Source organism: Umezawaea endophytica (assembly GCF_025061645.1).
Taxonomy (GTDB): domain Bacteria; phylum Actinomycetota; class Actinomycetes; order Mycobacteriales; family Pseudonocardiaceae; genus Umezawaea; species Umezawaea endophytica.
Genome location: NZ_JANYMP010000042.1, coordinates 23839 through 42571, shown reverse-complemented (window position 1 = coordinate 42571; position 18733 = coordinate 23839). Strand labels below are relative to the sequence as shown.

The 18733-nt window shown below is 71.4% G+C and carries 13 protein-coding genes; 8 read left to right on the top strand and 5 right to left on the bottom strand.

Annotated elements, in window-relative coordinates:
• Positions 1 to 23 precede the first annotated feature (23 nt).
• Positions 24 to 3050, bottom strand: coding sequence for a type 2 lanthipeptide synthetase LanM family protein (locus NZH93_RS45725; protein ID WP_259629627.1), 3027 nt, complete (start codon positions 3048 to 3050; stop codon positions 24 to 26).
• A gap of 201 nt (positions 3051 to 3251) precedes the next feature.
• On the opposite strand from NZH93_RS45725, the gene NZH93_RS45720 reads away from it, so the two are divergent.
• From NZH93_RS45720 to NZH93_RS45695, 6 genes are all read left to right on the top strand, one after another.
• Positions 3252 to 4463: an alpha-hydroxy-acid oxidizing protein gene (locus NZH93_RS45720; RefSeq protein ID WP_259629626.1), complete on the top strand. Its 1212-nt coding sequence runs from the start codon at positions 3252 to 3254 to the stop codon at positions 4461 to 4463.
• Positions 4460 to 4705 (top strand): hypothetical protein, encoded by a 246-nt coding sequence (locus NZH93_RS45715; RefSeq protein WP_259629625.1) that lies wholly within the window; start codon positions 4460 to 4462, stop codon positions 4703 to 4705. The genes NZH93_RS45720 and NZH93_RS45715 overlap by 4 nt, the downstream gene beginning before the upstream one ends.
• Positions 4706 to 4860: 155 nt before the next feature.
• Complete coding sequence (locus NZH93_RS45710; RefSeq protein WP_259629624.1) at positions 4861 to 6579, top strand: AMP-binding protein; 1719 nt, start codon at positions 4861 to 4863, stop codon at positions 6577 to 6579.
• Positions 6580 to 6712: 133 nt separating this feature from the next.
• Positions 6713 to 8032: a M14 family zinc carboxypeptidase gene (locus tag NZH93_RS45705; protein ID WP_372507004.1), complete on the top strand. Its 1320-nt coding sequence runs from the start codon at positions 6713 to 6715 to the stop codon at positions 8030 to 8032.
• An 826-nt stretch (positions 8033 to 8858) separates the two neighbouring features.
• On the top strand, positions 8859 to 10109 hold the full coding sequence (locus NZH93_RS45700; RefSeq protein WP_259629622.1) for an MFS transporter: 1251 nt from the start codon (positions 8859 to 8861) through the stop codon (positions 10107 to 10109).
• On the top strand, positions 10106 to 11518 hold the full coding sequence (locus tag NZH93_RS45695; RefSeq protein WP_259629621.1) for a pyridoxal phosphate-dependent decarboxylase family protein: 1413 nt from the start codon (positions 10106 to 10108) through the stop codon (positions 11516 to 11518). The genes NZH93_RS45700 and NZH93_RS45695 overlap by 4 nt, the downstream gene beginning before the upstream one ends.
• A gap of 13 nt (positions 11519 to 11531) precedes the next feature.
• Here NZH93_RS45695 and NZH93_RS45690 read toward each other — a convergent pair whose 3' ends face one another.
• Positions 11532 to 12935 (bottom strand): aminopeptidase P family protein, encoded by a 1404-nt coding sequence (locus tag NZH93_RS45690; RefSeq protein WP_259629620.1) that lies wholly within the window; start codon positions 12933 to 12935, stop codon positions 11532 to 11534.
• Between the two features lie 84 nt (positions 12936 to 13019).
• On the opposite strand from NZH93_RS45690, the gene NZH93_RS45685 reads away from it, so the two are divergent.
• Entirely contained in the window at positions 13020 to 13805 is a 786-nt protein-coding gene (locus NZH93_RS45685) for an alpha/beta fold hydrolase (protein ID WP_259629619.1), read from the top strand.
• An 82-nt stretch (positions 13806 to 13887) separates the two neighbouring features.
• Here the strand turns inward: NZH93_RS45685 and NZH93_RS45680 are convergent, their stop codons facing one another.
• A complete protein-coding gene (locus NZH93_RS45680) occupies positions 13888 to 15708 on the bottom strand; it encodes a S8 family serine peptidase (protein ID WP_259629618.1) in 1821 nt (606 codons plus the stop codon).
• 217 nt (positions 15709 to 15925) lie between these two features.
• On the opposite strand from NZH93_RS45680, the gene NZH93_RS45675 reads away from it, so the two are divergent.
• On the top strand, positions 15926 to 16885 hold the full coding sequence (locus NZH93_RS45675) for a helix-turn-helix domain-containing protein (RefSeq protein ID WP_259629617.1): 960 nt from the start codon (positions 15926 to 15928) through the stop codon (positions 16883 to 16885).
• A 13-nt stretch (positions 16886 to 16898) separates the two neighbouring features.
• Here the strand turns inward: NZH93_RS45675 and NZH93_RS45670 are convergent, their stop codons facing one another.
• A complete protein-coding gene (locus NZH93_RS45670) occupies positions 16899 to 17399 on the bottom strand; it encodes a hypothetical protein (RefSeq protein WP_259629616.1) in 501 nt (166 codons plus the stop codon).
• Entirely contained in the window at positions 17396 to 18670 is a 1275-nt protein-coding gene (locus NZH93_RS51120; protein WP_259629615.1) for an amidase domain-containing protein, read from the bottom strand. Before NZH93_RS51120 ends, NZH93_RS45670 begins: the two co-directional genes overlap by 4 nt.
• Positions 18671 to 18733: the final 63 nt, after the last annotated feature.

Below are 18733 nucleotides of genomic sequence, written 5' to 3'. Positions count from 1 at the left end.
TCTCCTTGAGGGGGTGTGGGTTTCTACCGTGGTTGGAGCAGGAGCACCGAAGGTACGTGCTCCGGGAACCCGAGCCGGAGCAATCCGTAGCCGATACCGGAAAGTCCGGTGAGCAAACCGGCGGAAGGGACTCCGCCGGGAGTTCCGCAGCGCGCGCCGTACTGGTCGAGCGCCCCGAGCACGAGCCCGGCCCGCCGGGTCCGCGCGGCGGCGGCCCGCTCGTGGCCGCGTTCCGCGAGCACCGCGAGCGCCTCCACGACACCGAGTTCGCCGTGGCACAGGCTGAGGTCCCGCAGGGGTTCGTGCACCGCGAGCGCGTTGATGCACCGGTCGAGGTGCAGCGTGTACGCGTCCAGGGGCTGTTCGGGGTGGGCGACGTGGGCGAGCACCGCGCCGGACAGGCCCGCGCACCAGCCGTGGTCGGCCTCGCCGATGGGCAGCAGCCGCTGGCGCAGGCTCCGATCGGCGCGCAGCGCGGCCCGGCCGGACACCGCGTGCCGGACCTCGCCGGTCGTGGCGGCGAACCGCAGCAGCGCCCAGCCGATCCCGGCCGCGCCGCGGGCGAACCCGTCGCCGGTGGCGGCCCGCTCGGCGAGCCGGTCGGCGAAGCGGTGGGCCAGCTTGCCCGCCTGGGGGAGACCGGTCTCGGCGTGCACGGCGACCATCGCGGCCAGTCCGCCCGCCGTGCCCTCGACGACGGACGGCGACTCGTCCTCCAGGTCCGAGGCGAGGTCCACGGACCGCTCCAGCCAGCGGGGCAGGTCGGGGTCGTCGGCCAGGATCGTGGAGAGCCGGGCGAGCGCGTAGCCGATGCCGCCGAGGCCGTGGAAGCCGCCGCTGCCGACGGCGGGCGCCAGCTCCGGGTCGGAGGCCAGCACGTCGAGCAGGTGGGGGATCGGCCGCAGGGCGTCGCGGGCGAACTCGGTGTACCGCTCGGCCCCGGTCAGGGCACCGAGCTGCGCCAGGAACAGTGCGACGCCGGTGTAGCCGTTGGACATCCCCGCGCCCATCGGCATGACGGTCCAGTGCCGGTCGTCCACCAGCTCCAGGCCCAGCCAGTTGACCCGGTCCCCCTCGACGGTGGCGTGGGCCAGTATCTCGTCGGCGATGCCGCACGCCGCGGCCAGCAGCCGCTGCGGGTCGGGCACACCGGCCGTGACCCGCCCCGGCACCAGGTCGACGCCGCGGTGCACCACCGTGCCCGAGCGGCTGGCCAGCGACGCGGCGATCAGCCACTGCTGGTCGTGCCGGTCCACCTCGTCCATCCGCTCGACCTTGCGGCACGCGGCGTCCAGACCGGAGACCGGCAGCAGGTCGGGGATCCGCTCGCCGGTCGACGTCCAGACGTCCCGGCTGCCGGGCCGGACGGTGAACAGCGGCACGTCGCCCGACCACAGGTCGGCCAGCTCGTGCGGGACCAGCGCGCGCAGCAGCGCGTCCTCGCGGGCCTCGGTCCACAGCAGGTCCAGCGCCAGGTCGCGGTCGAGCGCGTCGCGGGCCACCTGGGGGTGCGTCGTCTCGTCCAGCGCGCTCGCGTAGACGCGGGTGGCGCGCGCGACGAACCGCACCGGCACGTCGGCGCAGCGCCGCAGCAGGTCCAGCAGCTCGGAGCGGTGCGCGCAGATCGTGTCGTGGCCGACGCGGAACCCGGCCAGCAGCGCGGTCTGGTAGTCGCCGGGCTCGGCCTCCTCGCCGCCGAGGCGGGGCCGGTTGTGCGCGCCGGTGGCGGGAGTGGGCCGCCGGACCAGCCGCATGGTGTCGGTGGCCGGGTCGATCCAGTCGACCGACGTGGACGGGTAGGTGCGGTCGCGGTCGCCGCCGAGCCCGGACAGGTCGAACACGCCGTGGTCGCCGAGCAGCATCTGCGGCAGCAGGGCGGTCCTGGTCACGGAGCCCGCCAGCGCGTTCGCCGCCGGGTCGGTGCTCGGCGCGGCCGTCAGCAGCGTCGGGTGGAACAGGGTCTCGACGTCGATCAGCACCGGCTGGTCGCCGCACGCGACCAGGTTCTCGTAGTGCATGTCCGTGCCGTCCACGGCGTAGACGAGGGCGAGCAGCGCGCCGAGCCGGTGGTAGAACCGGCCGATCCCGCTGACCTCGGAGCACTCCTCGTGCTCGACGAACTCGACCCAGCCGTAGTCCTCGCCGCGCACGACCCGGACCCGGCGGAGACCGAGGCGGGTGTGGCCGTCCAGCCAGCCCAGCATCTCGTTGAAGCGCACGTGCAGGTCGATCGTGCGGGGCTTGTAGACCAGCCGGGACCCGTCGGCGAACCGCAGCACGCACACCGTGCGGCCCCGGCCGTGCGAGTCGCCGTGGTCGGACTCCACCGCGATGATCGCGCCGGGGTCGACGCCGTCGAGCAGGTCGGCCACGATCCGCGCGCGGTCGGCGGCGAACCGGTCGAGCATCTCGACGTGCGCGGCGGCGCTGTGCAGCGAGGCCAGGGCGAGCAACCGGGCCAGCACGGGGTAGCGGCTGAGCAGACCCGGCAGGTCGAGGTGGTCCACGAAGCAGGCGAACCGGTCCTCCCGGGTCGCGCCGACCAGGTCGCCGCGCTGCCGGGCCAGGTTCAGCTCCAGCACCAAGGCGCGGGCCGCGATCCGGACGAGCCGGTGCGCCATCCGCTCCACGAACGCGGCGTCCAGCCTCGGGTCGCCGCACGCCTCCTCGACCAGCGGCCGCAGGACGTGCGCGAAGGCCTCGGACCAGGTGCCACCAGGGAAGGAGGTGGGGGCCGCGTTCGCGGTGGCGCGTTCCACGAACGCGGCCCACTCCGGCCGTCCTGTGCGGGCGGCCAGTTCCTGAGCCGGTTCGGCCAGCAGCGCGTCCAGCGCGCGCTCGTCCAGTCCGGCGTCCGCCAAGCGCTGGGCGAACCAGGCGGCGCTGTCGTGCGCCGACCGCCACCGCGCCAGCCGTGAGCTGCTCCGACCGCGCGCGGCGAGCGGCCGTTCGGCCAGCCGGAGGCCCCCCGCCCACCAGCTCGTCGGCTGCCGCGCGGCGGGGGTCGGGGTCACGTCCACGACGGTCCCACCCACGTCCACGTTCGACATGGGGGCTTCGCCCCCAGATTTCCACCTGACCGCAGTTCACGGGTCCTTGGGCCGATCGGCGGGAATGTGGGGGTGCTACCCCCATGCCCATGACGGCCGTGGGCGGGAAGACTCCGACATCGCGCCCACGAGGCCGACCCCGTAGGAGAGGACCGCCCAGATGACCCCGCCGCCCGCCGCCCCGCCTCCGTCCCGACGGACGTGCCCCACACCGAGGGCGACGCGTCCCGAGACCGCGGCGACGGCGTGAGCGGGCTGACGGCGCGGGGCGTCCCCGAGGACCAGGTCCGGGCTCGGGCGCGGGACGGTGCCGCGTGCGCGTTCCCGCCGGTCGAGCAGTACGGGCGGGAGCTGTTCGGCGCGAGCGCGGGCGTGCACACCGACGAACTCGACACCATGCGGCTCGTGCCGCCGGTGTTCGTGCCGCGGCACCTGGTGGGGCGCGGCGACGTCGACCTCACCACGGTCGTCGGCGGCTTCCGGTCCACGGCGCCGGTCTTCCTGTCGGCGCTCGGGTCCACGCGGGTGGCGGGGTTGGACCTCGGCCTCGCGGCGGTGAGGCAGGCCGGAGCGCTCGGCATCCCGGTGGTGATCGGGGCGGGCACGTCGACGCTGGAGCTGATCCGCGCCTACACCGCCACCTGCCCGGACGGCTGGGGCGGCGTCGTGGTGCGGCAGCGCGCGGAGACCGCCGACGCCGGGGTGTGGGACCTCGTGCGCGGCGACCCGGCCGTGCGCTCGCTGCTGGACGACGGGCGGCTCGCGTTCGAGCTGGAGGTGGGACCCGGCCACAGCGGGACGACCGCGCTCGGCGCCGACCGGGCGGCGCGCATCGCGGACGCGTTCGACCCGCTGTTCGGCGACCGGGCGCTCCGGTCCGGCGGCTCCGGCACCCGCGCCGAGGAGGTCCTGCGCGAGCGGATCCGCCTGCTGCGCAACACCTTCCCGTTCGTCCGGACCTGGGTGAAGCTGACGCCCGCGCGGGACGTCGGCTCGGTCGTGCGGGTCGCGTGGCGGGCGGGCGCGGACGCGGTGACCGTGGACGGCGGCACCGGCTGGACGCCATCGGGGTTCCCGGACCACGGCGGCCTCCCGCTGGCCGAGTGCCTGCGCCGGATCCGCGAGCCGGAGGGCTGCCTGCTGGTCACCGGCCGCATGTGGGAGGGCGGCCGGGTGGCGAAGTCCGTCGCGCTGGGCGCTCGCGCCGTCGGGCTCGGCCGGGCCGCGCTGCTGGCCGTGGACGAGGACCCCGAGGAGGGGCTGGTGCGGCTGGTCGAGTGCCTCGCGCTGGAACTGCGGCTGCTGATCGGGTCCGTCGGCAAGTGCGCGCCGTGGGCGCTGGACGCGGACGACGTGTGGTCGCGGCCGTCGCCCGAGCAGATCCTGCTGCCGGAACAGGTGGTCCGGTCGTGAACCGGGGTCGTGAGGTGTGGTCGGAGGTCGAACCGTTCATGCTCCTCGGCCGCACGGGTGCGGTGCCGTCGGCGGTCCGGCCGTTCGCGGCGGCGGTGGCGGCGCTGACCGTTCCGCTGGCCGCTCCTCCCGAGGCCGAGTCCCGGCCCGTGCTGGAACTGGTGCCGGGCCAGGGAGAACCGGTGGACGGGCGGTCGACGGCGGACCTGCTCCTGCTGCCCCGGCCGGAGGTCGGCCCGTGACGGGGATCGCGCGTACGCTCGGATCCTGTGTGGATGGTCGAGTCGTCCCGGTCCTTCCGGTGGAGTAGGGGGGAGCCGTGGTTCCGCTGTCGTACGGGCGACGGCCGCTGTGGTCCGCGAACCGTGTCGGAGCCGACGGCCCGCCGGTGCGACCGGTGAGGGCCTCGGCAGGCCGGGGGCAGGTGCCGGTGGTGGTGTCGGCGGCGACCACCGAGGGGCTGGCCGCGCTGACCCGCGCCGCGGGCGTCACGACGTCCGTGCTGCTCCGAGCCGCGGTGGCGGTGCTGCTGGCCAGGCTCGGGGCGGGGGAGGAGATCCCGCTCGGCGTGACCGTCGCGGGCCGTTCCGGCGAGGAGAACGGCACGGCGGTGCTGCGCGCGGACGTCTCCGGCGACCCGAGCTTCCGCGAGTTGCTGGCGCGGGTCCGCGACGTGGACACGGGTGCGCCCGTGCCGACCGAGCGCTTGGCGGAGGTGCTCGGCCTCGCCCTGGTCCAGGTGCTGCTGGACGACTCGGGTGCCGGGTTGCCTGCCCCGGACGTGTTCGACCTGGTGCTGAGGCTGCGGGAGGACGGCGGCTCCGGTGTGGTCGAGTACGCCGCCGACCTGTTCGACCCCGCCACCGCCGAACGGTTCGCGGGCCGGTTCACCGCGGTGCTGGACCAGGTGGCGATCAGCCCGGACGCGCCGATCGGCACGCTCGACGTGCTGCTGCCCGGCGAACGCCGGACGCTGACCGCCGACACCGCCGCCGACATCCCGGACTGGTGCGTGCACGAGCTGGTCGAGGAGCAGGCCCGCCGCGTGCCCGACGCGGTCGCGCTGATCTCCGGCGACGAGCGGATCACCTACGCGGCGCTGAACGCGCGGGCCAACCGGCTCGCCCACCGCCTGATCGACGACGGGGTGCGGCGCGGTGAGCTGGTCGGCGTGCGCGTCGACCGCGGGCCGGACTTCGTGGTGACCCTGCTGGCTCTGCTCAAGGCGGGCGCGGGTTACCTGGCGCTCGAACCGTCGCAGCCGATCGAGCGCGTCCGCGTGCTCCTGGAGGAAGCGGGCGTGCACCGGGTGGTCGGGGTGATGCCGGACGTGTCCACGTACTCCGGCTACGACCCGGCCCTCGACGTCGACCCGCGCGGAACCGCCTGCGTGCTCGGCACGTCCGGGGTGATCAGCTCGCACCTCTCGGTGGTGAGCGCCTTCTTCGGCCGGTCGTACGTCCACTTCGGACCCGACGAGGTCTTCCTCCAGTGCTCACCGGTGTCGTCGGACGCGGCGGTGCTGGAGCTGTTCGGCGCGCTCCTGCACGGCGGCACCTGCGTGCTGGCCCCGTGCGGCGGCCCCGACCCGGCCACCGTCGAGCGGCACGGCGTCACCACGCTCTCGCTGCCCGCCGAGCGGCTCTTCGACGACCCGTCGGTGCTCGGCCTGGTGCGCCAGGTCGTCATCGACGGCGGCGCTGACGCGGTCGACGACATCCGGAAGGTCCGCGCCGCCTTCCCGGACCTCCGACTGGTGCACGGCTACGCACCGGCCGGGTGCCTGTCGTTCGCGACCGCGCACCAGATCACCGCCGACGACGCGACGGCGGTCCCGCTCGGCACGCCGCTGGCCAACACCGACGTGCTCGTGCTGGACGCCGCGTTGCGACTGGTGCCGACGGGGGTCGTCGGCGAGGTTTACGTGGGAGGGCTCGGCCTCGCCGAGGGGTACGCGGGCCGGATGCGGCAGACGGCGGAACGCTTCGTCGCCTCCCCGTTCCGCACCGGTGCCCGGCTCTACCGGACGGGCGACCTGGCGCGCTGGAACGGCCGCGGCGAACTGGAACTCGTCGGCCGGACCGATGATCCCCCGTCGCCGGACCGGCTTCCGTGACGGCTTTGTCGGGGTTTCACGATCCTGCTGCCCTGAATCAGCCGTTCGAGGGGTGGCGGCGGAGGTGGTCCGGGTGGGCACACTGAGCGTGTTCGCCTGACTACACCCCTGCGTGGTCGGGCCTGCACGAGAGGTGCTTCCCTTGCGACCCAGAACCCTGCTCACAGCCGTGGTGGTAGCGGCTGCCCTGGTCGTTCCCACCACGGCTTCGGCCGCACCCGACAGCGTTCCGTACGTCTGGCGGGTACCCGTCACGTCAGCCGCCCAGATGCACCAGTTGGACCGGGACGGCTACGACGTCACCGAACGCGACGCCGACGCCGTCCTCGTGGTCGGCGACGCCGCAGAGGCCCAACGCCTCCGCCGCGCGGGCTTCCACCCGACCCGCTTCGACACCGTCTACAAGCCGATCGCCCCTGGTAAGGAGGACGTCGGCACGGCTTCGTTCTACGGCGGGTACAAGACCGCCGCCGAACAGGAAGCCCATCTGAACGCCGTCGTCGCTGCTCACCCGGATCTGGCCACGCAGTTCGACATCGGGGATTCGTGGCGCAAGACCCGTGGGTTGGCTACGGGGCATGACATCAAGGCCATCTGCTTGACGAAGAAGCAGGCGGGGGATTGCGCGCGGACTCCGAACTCGACGAAGCCTCGGTTCTCAATCATCGCGCAGATCCATGCTCGGGAGCTTTCCACTGGGGAGTTGGCTTATCGGTGGATAGATTATCTGGTGGATGGTTATGGCACTGATGCTGATGCCACTTCTATTTTGGATACCACGGAGGTCTGGGTTGTGCCGGTGGCCAATCCGGATGGGGTGGATCTTGTGGCTGCGGGTGGGAATAGTCCTCGGTTGCAGCGCAAGAACGCCAATAACTCGCGTGGGTGTAGTGGTACGTCGATCGGTGTGGATTTGAACCGGAATTCTTCGTTCAAGTGGGGTGGGGATTCTAACTCTCCCTGTACGGAGACTTATCAGGGGACTGCTGCCAAGTCTGAGCCGGAGACGCAGGCTTTAGAGAGTTTGTTCTCTTCTATTTATCCGGATCAGCGGGGGACATCGGATACGGCGCCTGCGCCGGTTACTGCGCGTGGGACTATGATTACTTTGCATAGTTATGGGAATGATATTATTATTCCTTGGGGGTGGAGTCCTGTGAAGGCGCCCAATGATGCTCAGATGAGGGCATTCGGGAAGAAGATGGCTGCTTTTAATGGGTACTTGGTGGGGACTAATGAGGAGACTGTTGGGTATGACACCAGCGGTACCACTGATGACTTCACCTATGGGGTGTTGGGTGTGGCCAGTGTGACGTTCGAGGTTGGGGCGTCGAGTGGTACCTGTGGGGGGTTCTTCCCGGCTTATTCTTGTGTTAGCAGTACGTTCTGGCCGAAGAACAAGGGGGCGTTCGTGGTCGCGGCCAAGGCTGCGGCGGCGCCTTATCAGAGTTGAGTGGTAGTCGCGGGGGGTTGGCTCTTTTACGGGAGCTGACCCCCTTCGGCGCTTGAGTGGACGCATGCAACTGACCCGGCACAGACCTCCCCCGCCGCCCCGATCCCCAGCGCCCTTCGTGCTTTTCACGCTTTGTCAAGGCATCTTTCCCGCCTTGACAAAGCGTGAAAAGCATTGAAATAATTGCGCGAGAGGGGTGGCGGGGGAACCACCGTGGGGGGTCGTAGGATCGGGGCTTTCGATGTGGCTGGGTTGCGTACCGGAGATCCAGCGTGGGGGTGGCCGATTTGACTTGGGGCCCCTAGATTTGCCCCTTCGTCGGACCAAAACGGCGGGGAGGTGAAGCCGCCGTCCGACGCAAGTTTAAGGGGCAAATCCCCCAAGTAAAATCGGCCACGCTGCGTAGGCGGCGTCCGGCTTCGTAAGTGGTCGGCGGTGGTCGGCGTCCGGTTTCGTGGGTGGTCGGCAGTCGGCGAGGCCCGGTTTTGTAGATGGTCGGCTGCTGCTGGCACGGATTCGTAAGTGGTCGACGGTGGGCGCGTCCGGTTTCGTAGGTGGTCAGCGGTAGGCGGGTGCGGTTTCGCAAGTGGTTGGCGGGTCCGGTTTCGTAGGTCGTAGATGGCAGACGGCGTGCGGTTTCGTAGTGGGTCACCCGGAGTGGGCGCGCGTGGTGGTGCCTCCCCAGCCCCCACACCCAACCCCCGCCTTCCCTCCCTCACCCTTCCCGCCTGGCCCCCCTCACCCTTCCCCCTCACCCTTCCCACCCCTCAGACCCTTCGGCTCTCCCATGTCCTTCCCCCCTTCCCTGCCCTACCATCCCCTCCTTATGCACCAGGTCACCGCCCGAGTCCGCACGGGATACGCCATGGGCTCCTTCGTGACCGGCGCTTTCGGCACAGTCCCAGGCCTTCTCCTGCTCCCTTACCTGACTGACAACCTCGCCGTCCCCGCCGCAGTGGCGGGCCTCCTAGTCCTCCTCCCCAAAGCCTGGGACGTCCTCTTCAACCCCATCGCTGGCCGCATCAGCGACCGAGCGGGCACCAGACGCCCGTTCCTCCTCGTCGGTGGCCTCTCCGTGGCGGTCCTCTTCGCCGCCCTCTTCGCGGGCAACTCACCCACTTACGTCGCAGCGGTCTTCCTCTTGTGCGCCACCGCCTACGCCTTCTTCCAAGTCCCCTACGTAGCCATGCTCGCCGAGATCACCGAGGACTACGACGAGCGCACCCGTCTCATGGCCTGGCGGATGGCGATCCTCGCGCTGGCCATCCTCGTCAGCGGAGCCGGTGCCCCAGCGGTCCGAGACGCCACCAGCTACCCGGTGATGGGCATGGCCGTGGGCGTGCTCATCGTGATCGGCACTCTCGTCACGTACTTCGGCACAGCCGGGGCCTCCGCCTCGCGGCAGGTTTCCGCGTCGGCCACCCCGAAAGAACTCTGGGCCGTCATCCGTGGCAGCAAGCCGTTTCGGTTGCTCCTCACGGTTTTCGTGGTGCAGGCGGTGGGGTTGGGCACGATGTTGGCGGGAGTCGACTACTTCGCGAGGTTGGTCCTGGGGGACTCGTCCTACCAAACCCTTCTCTTCGCGGGCTTCGTCGGACCGGCTCTCCTGGTGATGCCCCTCTGGCAGCGAGTGGGGCGCAAGTACGGCAAGCGGATCGGGTTGGTTGTCGCCTCCGTGCTCTTCGCGGTGGCGGTCGTGGTCCTGGGAGCTTCCCGAATCCTCCCGGCGGGTGTGGTCGTGGCGGTGATGGCGTTCGTGGGTGTCGGTTACGCCGGGATGCAGGTGTTTCCGATGGCGATGTTGCCCGATGTGATCACGGCGTCCGAAAAGGCCAGTGGGACCACCCGTGCCGGTCTCTTCTCGGGTGTGTGGACGGCGGGGGAGACGTTCGGGTTGGCGCTTGGGCCGGGGGTGTACGGGCTGGTGTTGGCGGTGGGGGGTTATGAGGCCAGTACGGACGGTGCGGTTGTGCAGTCCTCCGGGGCCGTGTTGGCTGCGTTGATCGGGTTCACGGCCATTCCGGCCGTGTTGGCGTTGGTGGCGTTGCCGCTGCTGAAGCGTGAGGAGTCCGCGTGAGCGACGAGGTGTTGGACGAGTTGCGCGCGTTGCGGGCCGGGGACTTGCCGACTCACGGTGGGCGGACGTTGGCGTACGTCTACGACAGCGCGGTGCCGGGGTTGGACGCGTTGGCGGCTGAGGCGCATTCGATCGCGTCGTCGGTCAACGGGTTGGACCCGACGGCGTTCCCGAGTCTGCTGAGGTTGGAGAACGATCTCGTGGCGATGGCCGCGCGGTTGTTGGGCGGGTCGGACGCGACGGTTGGCACGGTGACGTCGGGTGGTACCGAGTCGTGTCTGTTGGCGGTGGTGGCGGCGAGGGACTCGCGACCTGAGGTCGAGCGGCCGTCGATCGTGGTGGCGGAGACGGTGCACGCCGCGTTCCAGAAGGCCGCCCACTACTTCGGGGTTCGGCTGGTGGTGGTGCCGGTCGACCCGGTGACCTTCCGGGCCGATCCCGAGCGCATGGCGGCGGCGATCGACGCGGACACGGTGCTGGTGGTCGCGAGTGCGCCGTCTTACGCGCACGGTGTGGTGGACCCGGTGCCGGAGATCGCCGCGGCGGCGGCGAGGGCCGGGGTGCGGTGTCACGTGGACGCGTGCATCGGGGGGTGGGTGCTGCCGTACTTCGCCAGGCTGGGCGAGGACGTGCCGCCGTTCGACTTCTCCGTGCCGGGTGTGACGAGCGTGTCCGTCGACCTGCACAAGTACGCCTACTGCCCGAAGGGCGCGTCCGTCCTGCTGCACGCGTCGGCCGACCTGCGCCGGGCGCAGTACTTCGCCAGCGCCGACTGGCCCGGCTACACGATGCTGAACTCCACCACGCAGTCCACGCGGTCCGGCGGTCCGCTGGCGGCGGCCTGGGCGGTGACCCGGCACCTCGGTGACGACGGCTACCTGGACCTGGCCGGGAAGGCACTGGCCGCGACCAGGCTGATCCTCAAGGGGATCGCGGGCATCGACGGGGTGCGGGTGTTGGGGGAGCCGGATTCGACGCTGATCGCCGTGACCGCCGATCGGGACGACCTCGACGTGTTCACGGTGGCCGACGAGATGAAGGCGCGGAACTGGTACGTGCAGCCGCAGTTCGCGCACGGAGCGTCGCCCGCGAACCTGCACCTGACCGTCACCGCGGCCAACGCGGGCGGTGAGGCCCGGCTGCTGGCGGACTTCGAGGACTCCGTGCGGGCGGCGATCGAGGCCGGGCCGGTGCGCGTCGCGGACGAGGTCGTGGCGGCGATCGGGGCGCTGGACCCGGATTCCCTGACGCCGCAGGAGTTCGCCGGGCTGCTGGCCGCGGCGGGCCTCGGCGGCGGCGACAGCGTGCTGCCGGAGCGGATGGCGCCGGTCAACGCGCTGCTCGCCGCCGCGAGTCCTCGACTGCGGGAACGGCTGCTGGTCGAGTTCCTCGGGGTCCTCTACTCCTGACGGAGCGCGGGGCTCACCGCTGCTGGGCGCGCACCCACTGCTCCAATTCGTCCGGCGCGCTCGGCAGGGCACCCGACAGCATCTGCACGCCGCCGTCGCGGACGACCACGTTGTCCTCGATGCGGACGCCGATGCCGCGCAGCTCCGGCGGCACGGTCAGGTCGTTCGGGTGGAAGTACAGGCCCGGTTCGACGGCGAGCGCCATGCCCGCCTCCAGCGGGCCGTCGTGGTACGCCTCGGCGCGCGAGTTGGCGCAGTCGTGGACGTCCAGGCCGAGGAAGTGGCCGACGCCGCAGACGATGTAGCGGCGGTGCTGCTGGCCGTCGGCCGACAGCGCCTCGTCCACCGACACGGGCAGCAGGCCCCAGTCGTCCAGGCCTTCGGCCAGCACGCGCATCGCCGCGTGGTGGAACGCCCGGTAGTCGTTGCCCGGCCGCACGGCGGCGAGCGCGTCGACCTGGGCGCGGGCCACGAGGTCGTACACCTGGCGCTGGGCGGTGCTGTACTCGCCGGAGATGGGCAGCGTGCGGGTGATGTCGGCGGTGTACAGCGTGTCGACCTCCACGCCCGCGTCCAGCAGCAGCACCGCGTCCTCCGGCACCACGCCGTTGTTGCGCACCCAGTGCAGCACCGGTGCGTGCGGTCCGGCCGCGACGATCGACGCGTAGCCGGGACCGTTGCCGCTGGTCCGGGCCCTGCGGTCGAACGTGCCCTCCAGCCAGCGCTCGCCGCCGCCCTTCACGGCCGTCGGCAGTTCGGCCGCGACCTCGGCGAAGCCGAGCACGGTGGCGTCGACGGCCTTCTGGAGCTGGCCGACCTCCCAGTCGTCCTTGATCCGCCGCAGTTCGGACAGCGTCCAGCGCAGCTCGGCGGCGTTCCCGCCGTTCGCCAGCGCGTCCAGCAGCGGGTCCGTGCCGTGGGCGGAGAACACCTCGGGCAGGCGGCCGCGCAGCGCGGAGGCGAGCTGGTCGATCGGGCGGCAGCGCAGGCCGAGGGCCTCCGACCACTCGGCGAGGCCGGGCACCGGGCCGATCCACAGCTCGCCGTCGCGGGCGCTGGCGAAGAAGTCCGGCTCGTCCGGGCCCGCGGGCTCGTGCAGGAACAGCTCGGCGTCGCCGTCGCTCATCACCAGCACGGTGCCCTCGGCGGAGCAGCCGGTGAGCCAGGAGAAGTCGCTGTCGGGCCGGAACGCGTAGTCGCTGTCGTTGGCGCGCACGGGGGCCCAGCCGGACGCGACGGCGATCCGCCGTCCCGGCAGGGCGGCGGCGAGCCGGGCCCGGTGGTCGGCCGCGGCGCGGGCGGCGCCTTCGGGGAGCCGGACGACGCGGTCGGCGTCGCCCCAGCCCTGGCGCACGTTCTGGCGGAAGCCGGTGGCGTCGACGAGCCTGCTCGGATCACGACGGGCGGGTCGGGTCATGCGATCCCCTCGGTACGGTGGTTCGGTGCCCCCGACTGTGCCATCCGGCCTGGCCCGGCCGCATCCCCGGTAACGTCGGTCACCATGACCACGGGGACGATGCCCGTCGACGGCGGGGAGCTGGCCTACGAGGTCCGCGGCGACGGCAGCCCGGTCGTGCTGCTGCACGGCGGGTTCCTGACCGGGGAGATGTGGGACGCGCAGGTCGAGGTGCTCGAACGCGCGCACACCGTCATCCGCTACGACGCCCGCGGCCACGGCTCGTCGTCCGGGGCCACGAAGCCGTTCGCCCGCCACGAGGACCTGCGCGAACTCCTCGCGGGCCTCGACGTGCCGCGCGCGTCGCTCGTGGGGATGTCGCTGGGCGGCGTCACGGCGGTCGACTTCGCCATCGCCCACCCGGACCTCGTCGACCGGCTGGTGCTGGTCGGGTCGGGCCTCAGCGGGATGGTGTTCCGCGACCGGTTCGTCCTGGGGAACATGAGCAAGCGCGGTGCAGAGAAGGACGTCGGGGACGGGGTCGAGGCCGTCCTGCGCACCTGGGTCGACGGCCCGCACCGGACGCCTGCCGAGGTCGACCCCGGTGTGCGGGACCGGTGCCGCGAGCTGGTGCTGGACAACTTCGTCCGGCACCGGAGGGCGGTGCTCCCCGCGATCGTGTTCGGCGCGGTCGAGCGGGTCGCCGAACTGCGGGCCCCGGTGCTGCTCCTCGTCGGCGAACTGGACTCCACCGACATCCACGGCGTGGCCGACCTGCTGGTCGACGCCGTGCCGTCGGCGCGCAAGGTCGTGGTCCCCGGCTCGGGGCACCTGGTGAACCTCGAACGGCCCGACGTCTTCGACCGGGAGGTCGCCGCCTTCCTCCGCTGACGGGCAGCGCCCCGGACCGCAGGGAGGTCCGGGGCGCTGCCACTGAGAGGTCCGGCCGGACAGGGGAAGGCCGGTCAACCCGCTAGAACACGAGGTTCCAGGAGTTGAGGTAGCCGGTGTCGACGGCGGCCACGTCCTGGAGGCGCAGCTTCCACGTGCCGTTCGCGACCTCGCTGGAGGCGTTGACGGTGTAGGTGGTCGTCACGTCGTCCGCGGAGTCGTTGGACGACCCCTTCAGGCGGTAGGCGGTGCCGTCGGGCGCGATCAGGTCGATCACCAGGTCGCCCCGGTAGGTGTGCTTGACGTCCACGCCGACCTTGAGCGCGGTGGGCGCGTTGCCCGTGCGGCCGGTGACGGTGATCGACGAGGTGACCGCCGCGCCGTTGTCCGGGATCTGCACGTCGGTCGTGTTCTCGAACGTCCCGCCGACCGGCGGCGTGGTGCCGCCACCCGCGGCGGCCACGGTCTTCGCGGCGTCGGCCAGACCGGCGCCGCAGCCACCCGTGCAGGTGCCCGCGAGCGGGCGGGCGTTGTTCTTGATCAGCGTCTCGACCTGGGCAGGCGTGAGGGCGCTGTTCTTCGCGAGCACGAGCGCGGCCAGACCGGCGATGTGCGGCGCGGCCATGCTGGTGCCCTGGTACGGCGTGTAGGTCTCGCTGCCCGGCGTGGTCGTACCGGTGTTCAGCGTGGACAGGATGCCGTTCTGCGGCGTGGAGACGGTGCCGCGGCGGGTCTCGCCGCCGGGTGCGGCGATGTCGACCTTGGCGCCGTAGTTGGAGTAGTACGACCGGTTGCCCTCACGGCTGCTCGCGGCGACGGCCACGACGTTGTTGCAGCTCGCGGGGGTGAACCCGGAGATGTCGGCGTTGGAGTTGCCAGCCGCCACCACCACGGTCGTACCCCGCCCGACGGCCGTGTTGATCGCGTTCTGGTAGGTGGACGAGCACGCCGACTGGCCGCCGAGGCTCATGTTGATGACCTTGGCCGGGGTCGCGTTGGCGGGCACGCCGGGGACGGTGCCGCCGGACGCCCAGACGATGGCGTCGGCGATGTCGGAGGTGCTGCCACCGCACTGCGCGAGCACGCGGATGGGCTGGATCTTCGCGTCGTACGCGATGCCCGCGACACCCTTGCCGTTGTTGGTCGACGCGGCGATGGTGCCCGCGACGTGCGTGCCGTGCCAGCTCGAGTTCTGGTCGGCCGGCGGGACGGGCTGGCCGAGCGAGTCGGTGCCGCAGTCGCCCCGCTTCATCCAGTCGCCGTTGTCCGACGCGTCGGAGTCGCGGCCGCCGCCGTCGCGCGCCCGAGCGGCGTCGGACACGAAGTCGTAGCCCGCGACGGTCTTGCCCGCGAGGTCGGAGTGCGCCACGTAACCGGTGTCGATGACCGCGACGGTCACGCCGCTGCCGGTCGAGGTGCCCCACGCGGACGGCACGTTCATGCCCGCGGTGGCCTCGTAGAGGTCCCACTGCTTGGCGTACTCGGTGTCGTTGGGGTCGGCCATCGGCTGCATCAGCAGGTCGGGCTCGACGTAGGCGACGTCCGGGTCGGCCCGGAACTCCTCGATGGTCCTGGCGGCGTCACCCGCGGTGGTCGTGCCACCCAGGTCGACGACCGCCGCGCCGGTGGCGAGCCGCCGGTCCAGCTTGAGCGTGCGCCCTGCCTTGGCGCCCTTGGTCTTCGCGTCGTCGGCGGCGGCCGTGTCCGACCGGGCCTCGGTCGCCGACGACTTGTAGCCGACGATCAGGCGCTCGTAGGGCCGAGCGTTCCCGGTGGGGACGGGCTGGGCCAGTGGGTCCGCGCCGGGCTGGGCCGCGGGTGCCGCGAACGCCGTCGTGGTGATGCCACCGAGCAGCGTCACCGTGACGGCAGCGCACGTGGCGGTGCGTCGCAATCCATTCACAGCGGTGTTCCTTCCAACTACAGGGACCCCGCTTGCCGCCGAGGGATCAGGGTTTCTGAAGCGGCTGCGGAGTTGAGCTGGAAGGTAGGCAGGGCTGTGGCGCCCGGCACAGGGTCTGAGCAGGCAGGTTCCCGTCAGTTGCGTGTTCCCGCCACGATTCTTGATGCATTCGGCCTAATGAATTGGACCGAGCGGCGGAATGGGTGACAATGCGCTGGTGTTCGAACACCTGGGCGTCACGCCGGATCAATCGCGGGTCTACGAGTTGTTGGTCCGGGTGGGGACGTGCACCGCCGCGGAGATCGCCGCCGAACTGCCGGACGTGGACGCCGCGGCCGTCGTGGCGTCGCTCGACGACCTCGGTCTGGTGCAGCGCCGGTCCGGCGACCCGGCCGTGTGGCAGGCCGTCGCGCCGGACCTGGCGGTGGAGATGCTGATCGCGGCACGCGAGGACGGCCACCGGCGGGCGCGGGCCGAGGCGCTGCCGCTGATGGAGCTGTACCTGAAGGGCCGCGACGAGCAGCACCAGGACGACAGCGGGATGGTCGAGGTCGTGACCGGGGTCAACTCGGTGCGCGACCTGTGGGAGACGCTGCTCGCCGGCGCGCGGACCGAGGTGTGCGTGCTGGACCAGCCGCCGTACGTGTCGCCGCCGGAGGACCACGTGGCGCTGGAGGTCGACACGCGGGCCAGGCAGGTGCAGTGGCGGGTGATCTACGACCGGTCCAGCATCGAGCTGCCCGGCAGGCTGGCGGAGATCGTGCACCTGATCGCGGCGGGGGAGCGGGCCCGCGTCACGCCCACGCTGCCGTTCAAGCTGGGGCTGGTGGACGCGCGGGTCGCGGTGCTGCCGGTGGGGGCGAACGGGATCGTGGACCGGGTGCTGCTGATCAGGCCGTCCGCGCTGCTGGACGTGCTGATCTCGACGTTCGAGCTGTACTGGGACCGCGGCATCCCGTTCACGCCGAGGTCGGCCGCGGGCGGCGCGGCCGACGAGGTCGCCGACCCCCAGTTGCTGGCGCTGCTGGCCGCGGGGCTGACCGACGAGAGCATCGCGCGGCAGCTCGGTCTCGGACCGCGGACCGTGCAGCGGCGCGTACGGCAGCTCATGGACCGCTCGGGGGCGCAGACCCGGTTCCAGGCGGGTGTGCAGGCGATGAGGCGGGGCTGGCTCTGACGGTGGCTCGTCCTCACAGACCGTCCAGCACGTCGTCAGGGACGGTGGAACTGGTGAACTCCTTGCAGAGGCGGGCCACCACGCCGTCGTGCTGGTCGAGGACCCCGTTCGGCACGGCGATCTGGTAGTCGGTCACCGCCACGCCGTCGGCGGTCGTGGCGTTGAGGCTCAGCGCCCGACTGGGCCCCGCGAACACGATGACCGTCTTCCCCACCGGCAGTTCCGGTGTGCTGACCGCGGGCCAGACCGCGAACTCGGCCGGTGGGGGCTCGCCCGCCAGGGTGGCCTCCGCGCGAACCATGAGCCCGTCACCGCTCGTGGGCCCCTTGACCAACTCGGGGTGACCGGTGACCACGACCCGCGCGACGAACAGCGAACGAGCCGCGTCCGCGCGGACGGTGTCGGCGCTCGGTGGCAGGCAGTCCCGCGGTGGGGACTGGCCGCAGCCGGTCCCCACCGAGAACAGCGCCACCACCAGGACGGGCAGTGCCGCCAGAACAGGGCGTTCGATCATGTGCGAATGGCCCAGAACGGGCCGTCCTCACTTCCGATCGTGTCCCACATCGCTTTGTTCCTCTCGTCGTTGGAGTGGTAGCTCAGCAGAGGCCAACCATCCTCTCCACGACCGGTGACCATCGTCGTGTGGTCCGGGATGTTCGGCGGGTCGCCGTATCCGTTGAAATCCATCTGGAAAACATCGGAAATCAGCAGATCGCTCAGGTAGGGGAGGAAGGTGACCCGATTTCCGTAGTTGTTCTCGTAGATGTTCCAGTTCCGCGCGCCACCCCAGGTGTAGGTCTTCCGGGGTGAGCAGTCGTTGCAGCGGTAGTACCAGACGTCGTAGTCGTCGTAGTTCCAGATGGCGTCGATCAGGCTTTCACTGCCTGCTTCGGCGTAGCGGCCGTTCCAGAGGACCCAGGAGATGAAGGTCGTGCAGTCGTTGGTGTCCCGCACGTAGGGAACGGCGTTGTCCCTCGCGTAGTAGACGGCGACGTCGACCATGAACCGGTAGTCGTACGGTGGGCCCTCGCCTCCCTGAGCCCCCACCTGCTCGTGCGGCACGGCCACCATCGGCTGGTCCGCGGTTCGCCCCAGCGCGCTGGGGGCCGCGACGTCCTTCCCGCCACCGGCGGGCGGGTTCGCGTCGAGCGTCTCCACCTGCTTGCCCGCGAGCTTGGCCTGGTCACCGGCCTTCAGCGCGGGCAGGTTCCGCTGGATCCCCTGGTTGATCGTCGAGATCCGATCGACGATCGCCGCACGGCGCTGTTCGGTGGACTCCCGCGCGGAGGCGGCGATGCGGGCATCGCTGACCACGCTGTTCCGGTCGAGCGCCGTGATGTCGGCGATGGCCCACCGGCCCTCCGTCCACTCGTAGGAGACCCGGTGGCGCCAGGTGGACGACGAGCCGTCCTTGGTGCCCGCCACCGGGTGGCCGCTGGTCTCCTCGATCTCCGCGGTCCTCGACGTGCCGCTGCCCTGGACCGATTCGACGCGCACCGACGTGGTGACGGTGTCGAACCGGGCCCCGGCCGCCTCGCGGGCGAACCGGCGGTCCTCGCTCAGCGACATCCGCGTCGCCACCTTGGCCCTGGCGGCCTCCGTGACGACCGGCTCCACCCCGGCGGTGATCCTCGTCCTGGCGTCGTCCGCGAGGACCGCCGCGTTCTCCAGCGGCAGCAGGTCTTCGGCCAGATCGCCCAGTTCGGCGGTCGACGGTTCCGGTGGAGCCGCCAGCGCCGTGCCCGGCAGCACGACCGCGGACAGGCACAGCATCGTCGCGAGCACTGAAATGGATCTTCGCGACCGGCTTCCCATTTGTTTTCCGAGTAGCACGGAATACCCCCTCAG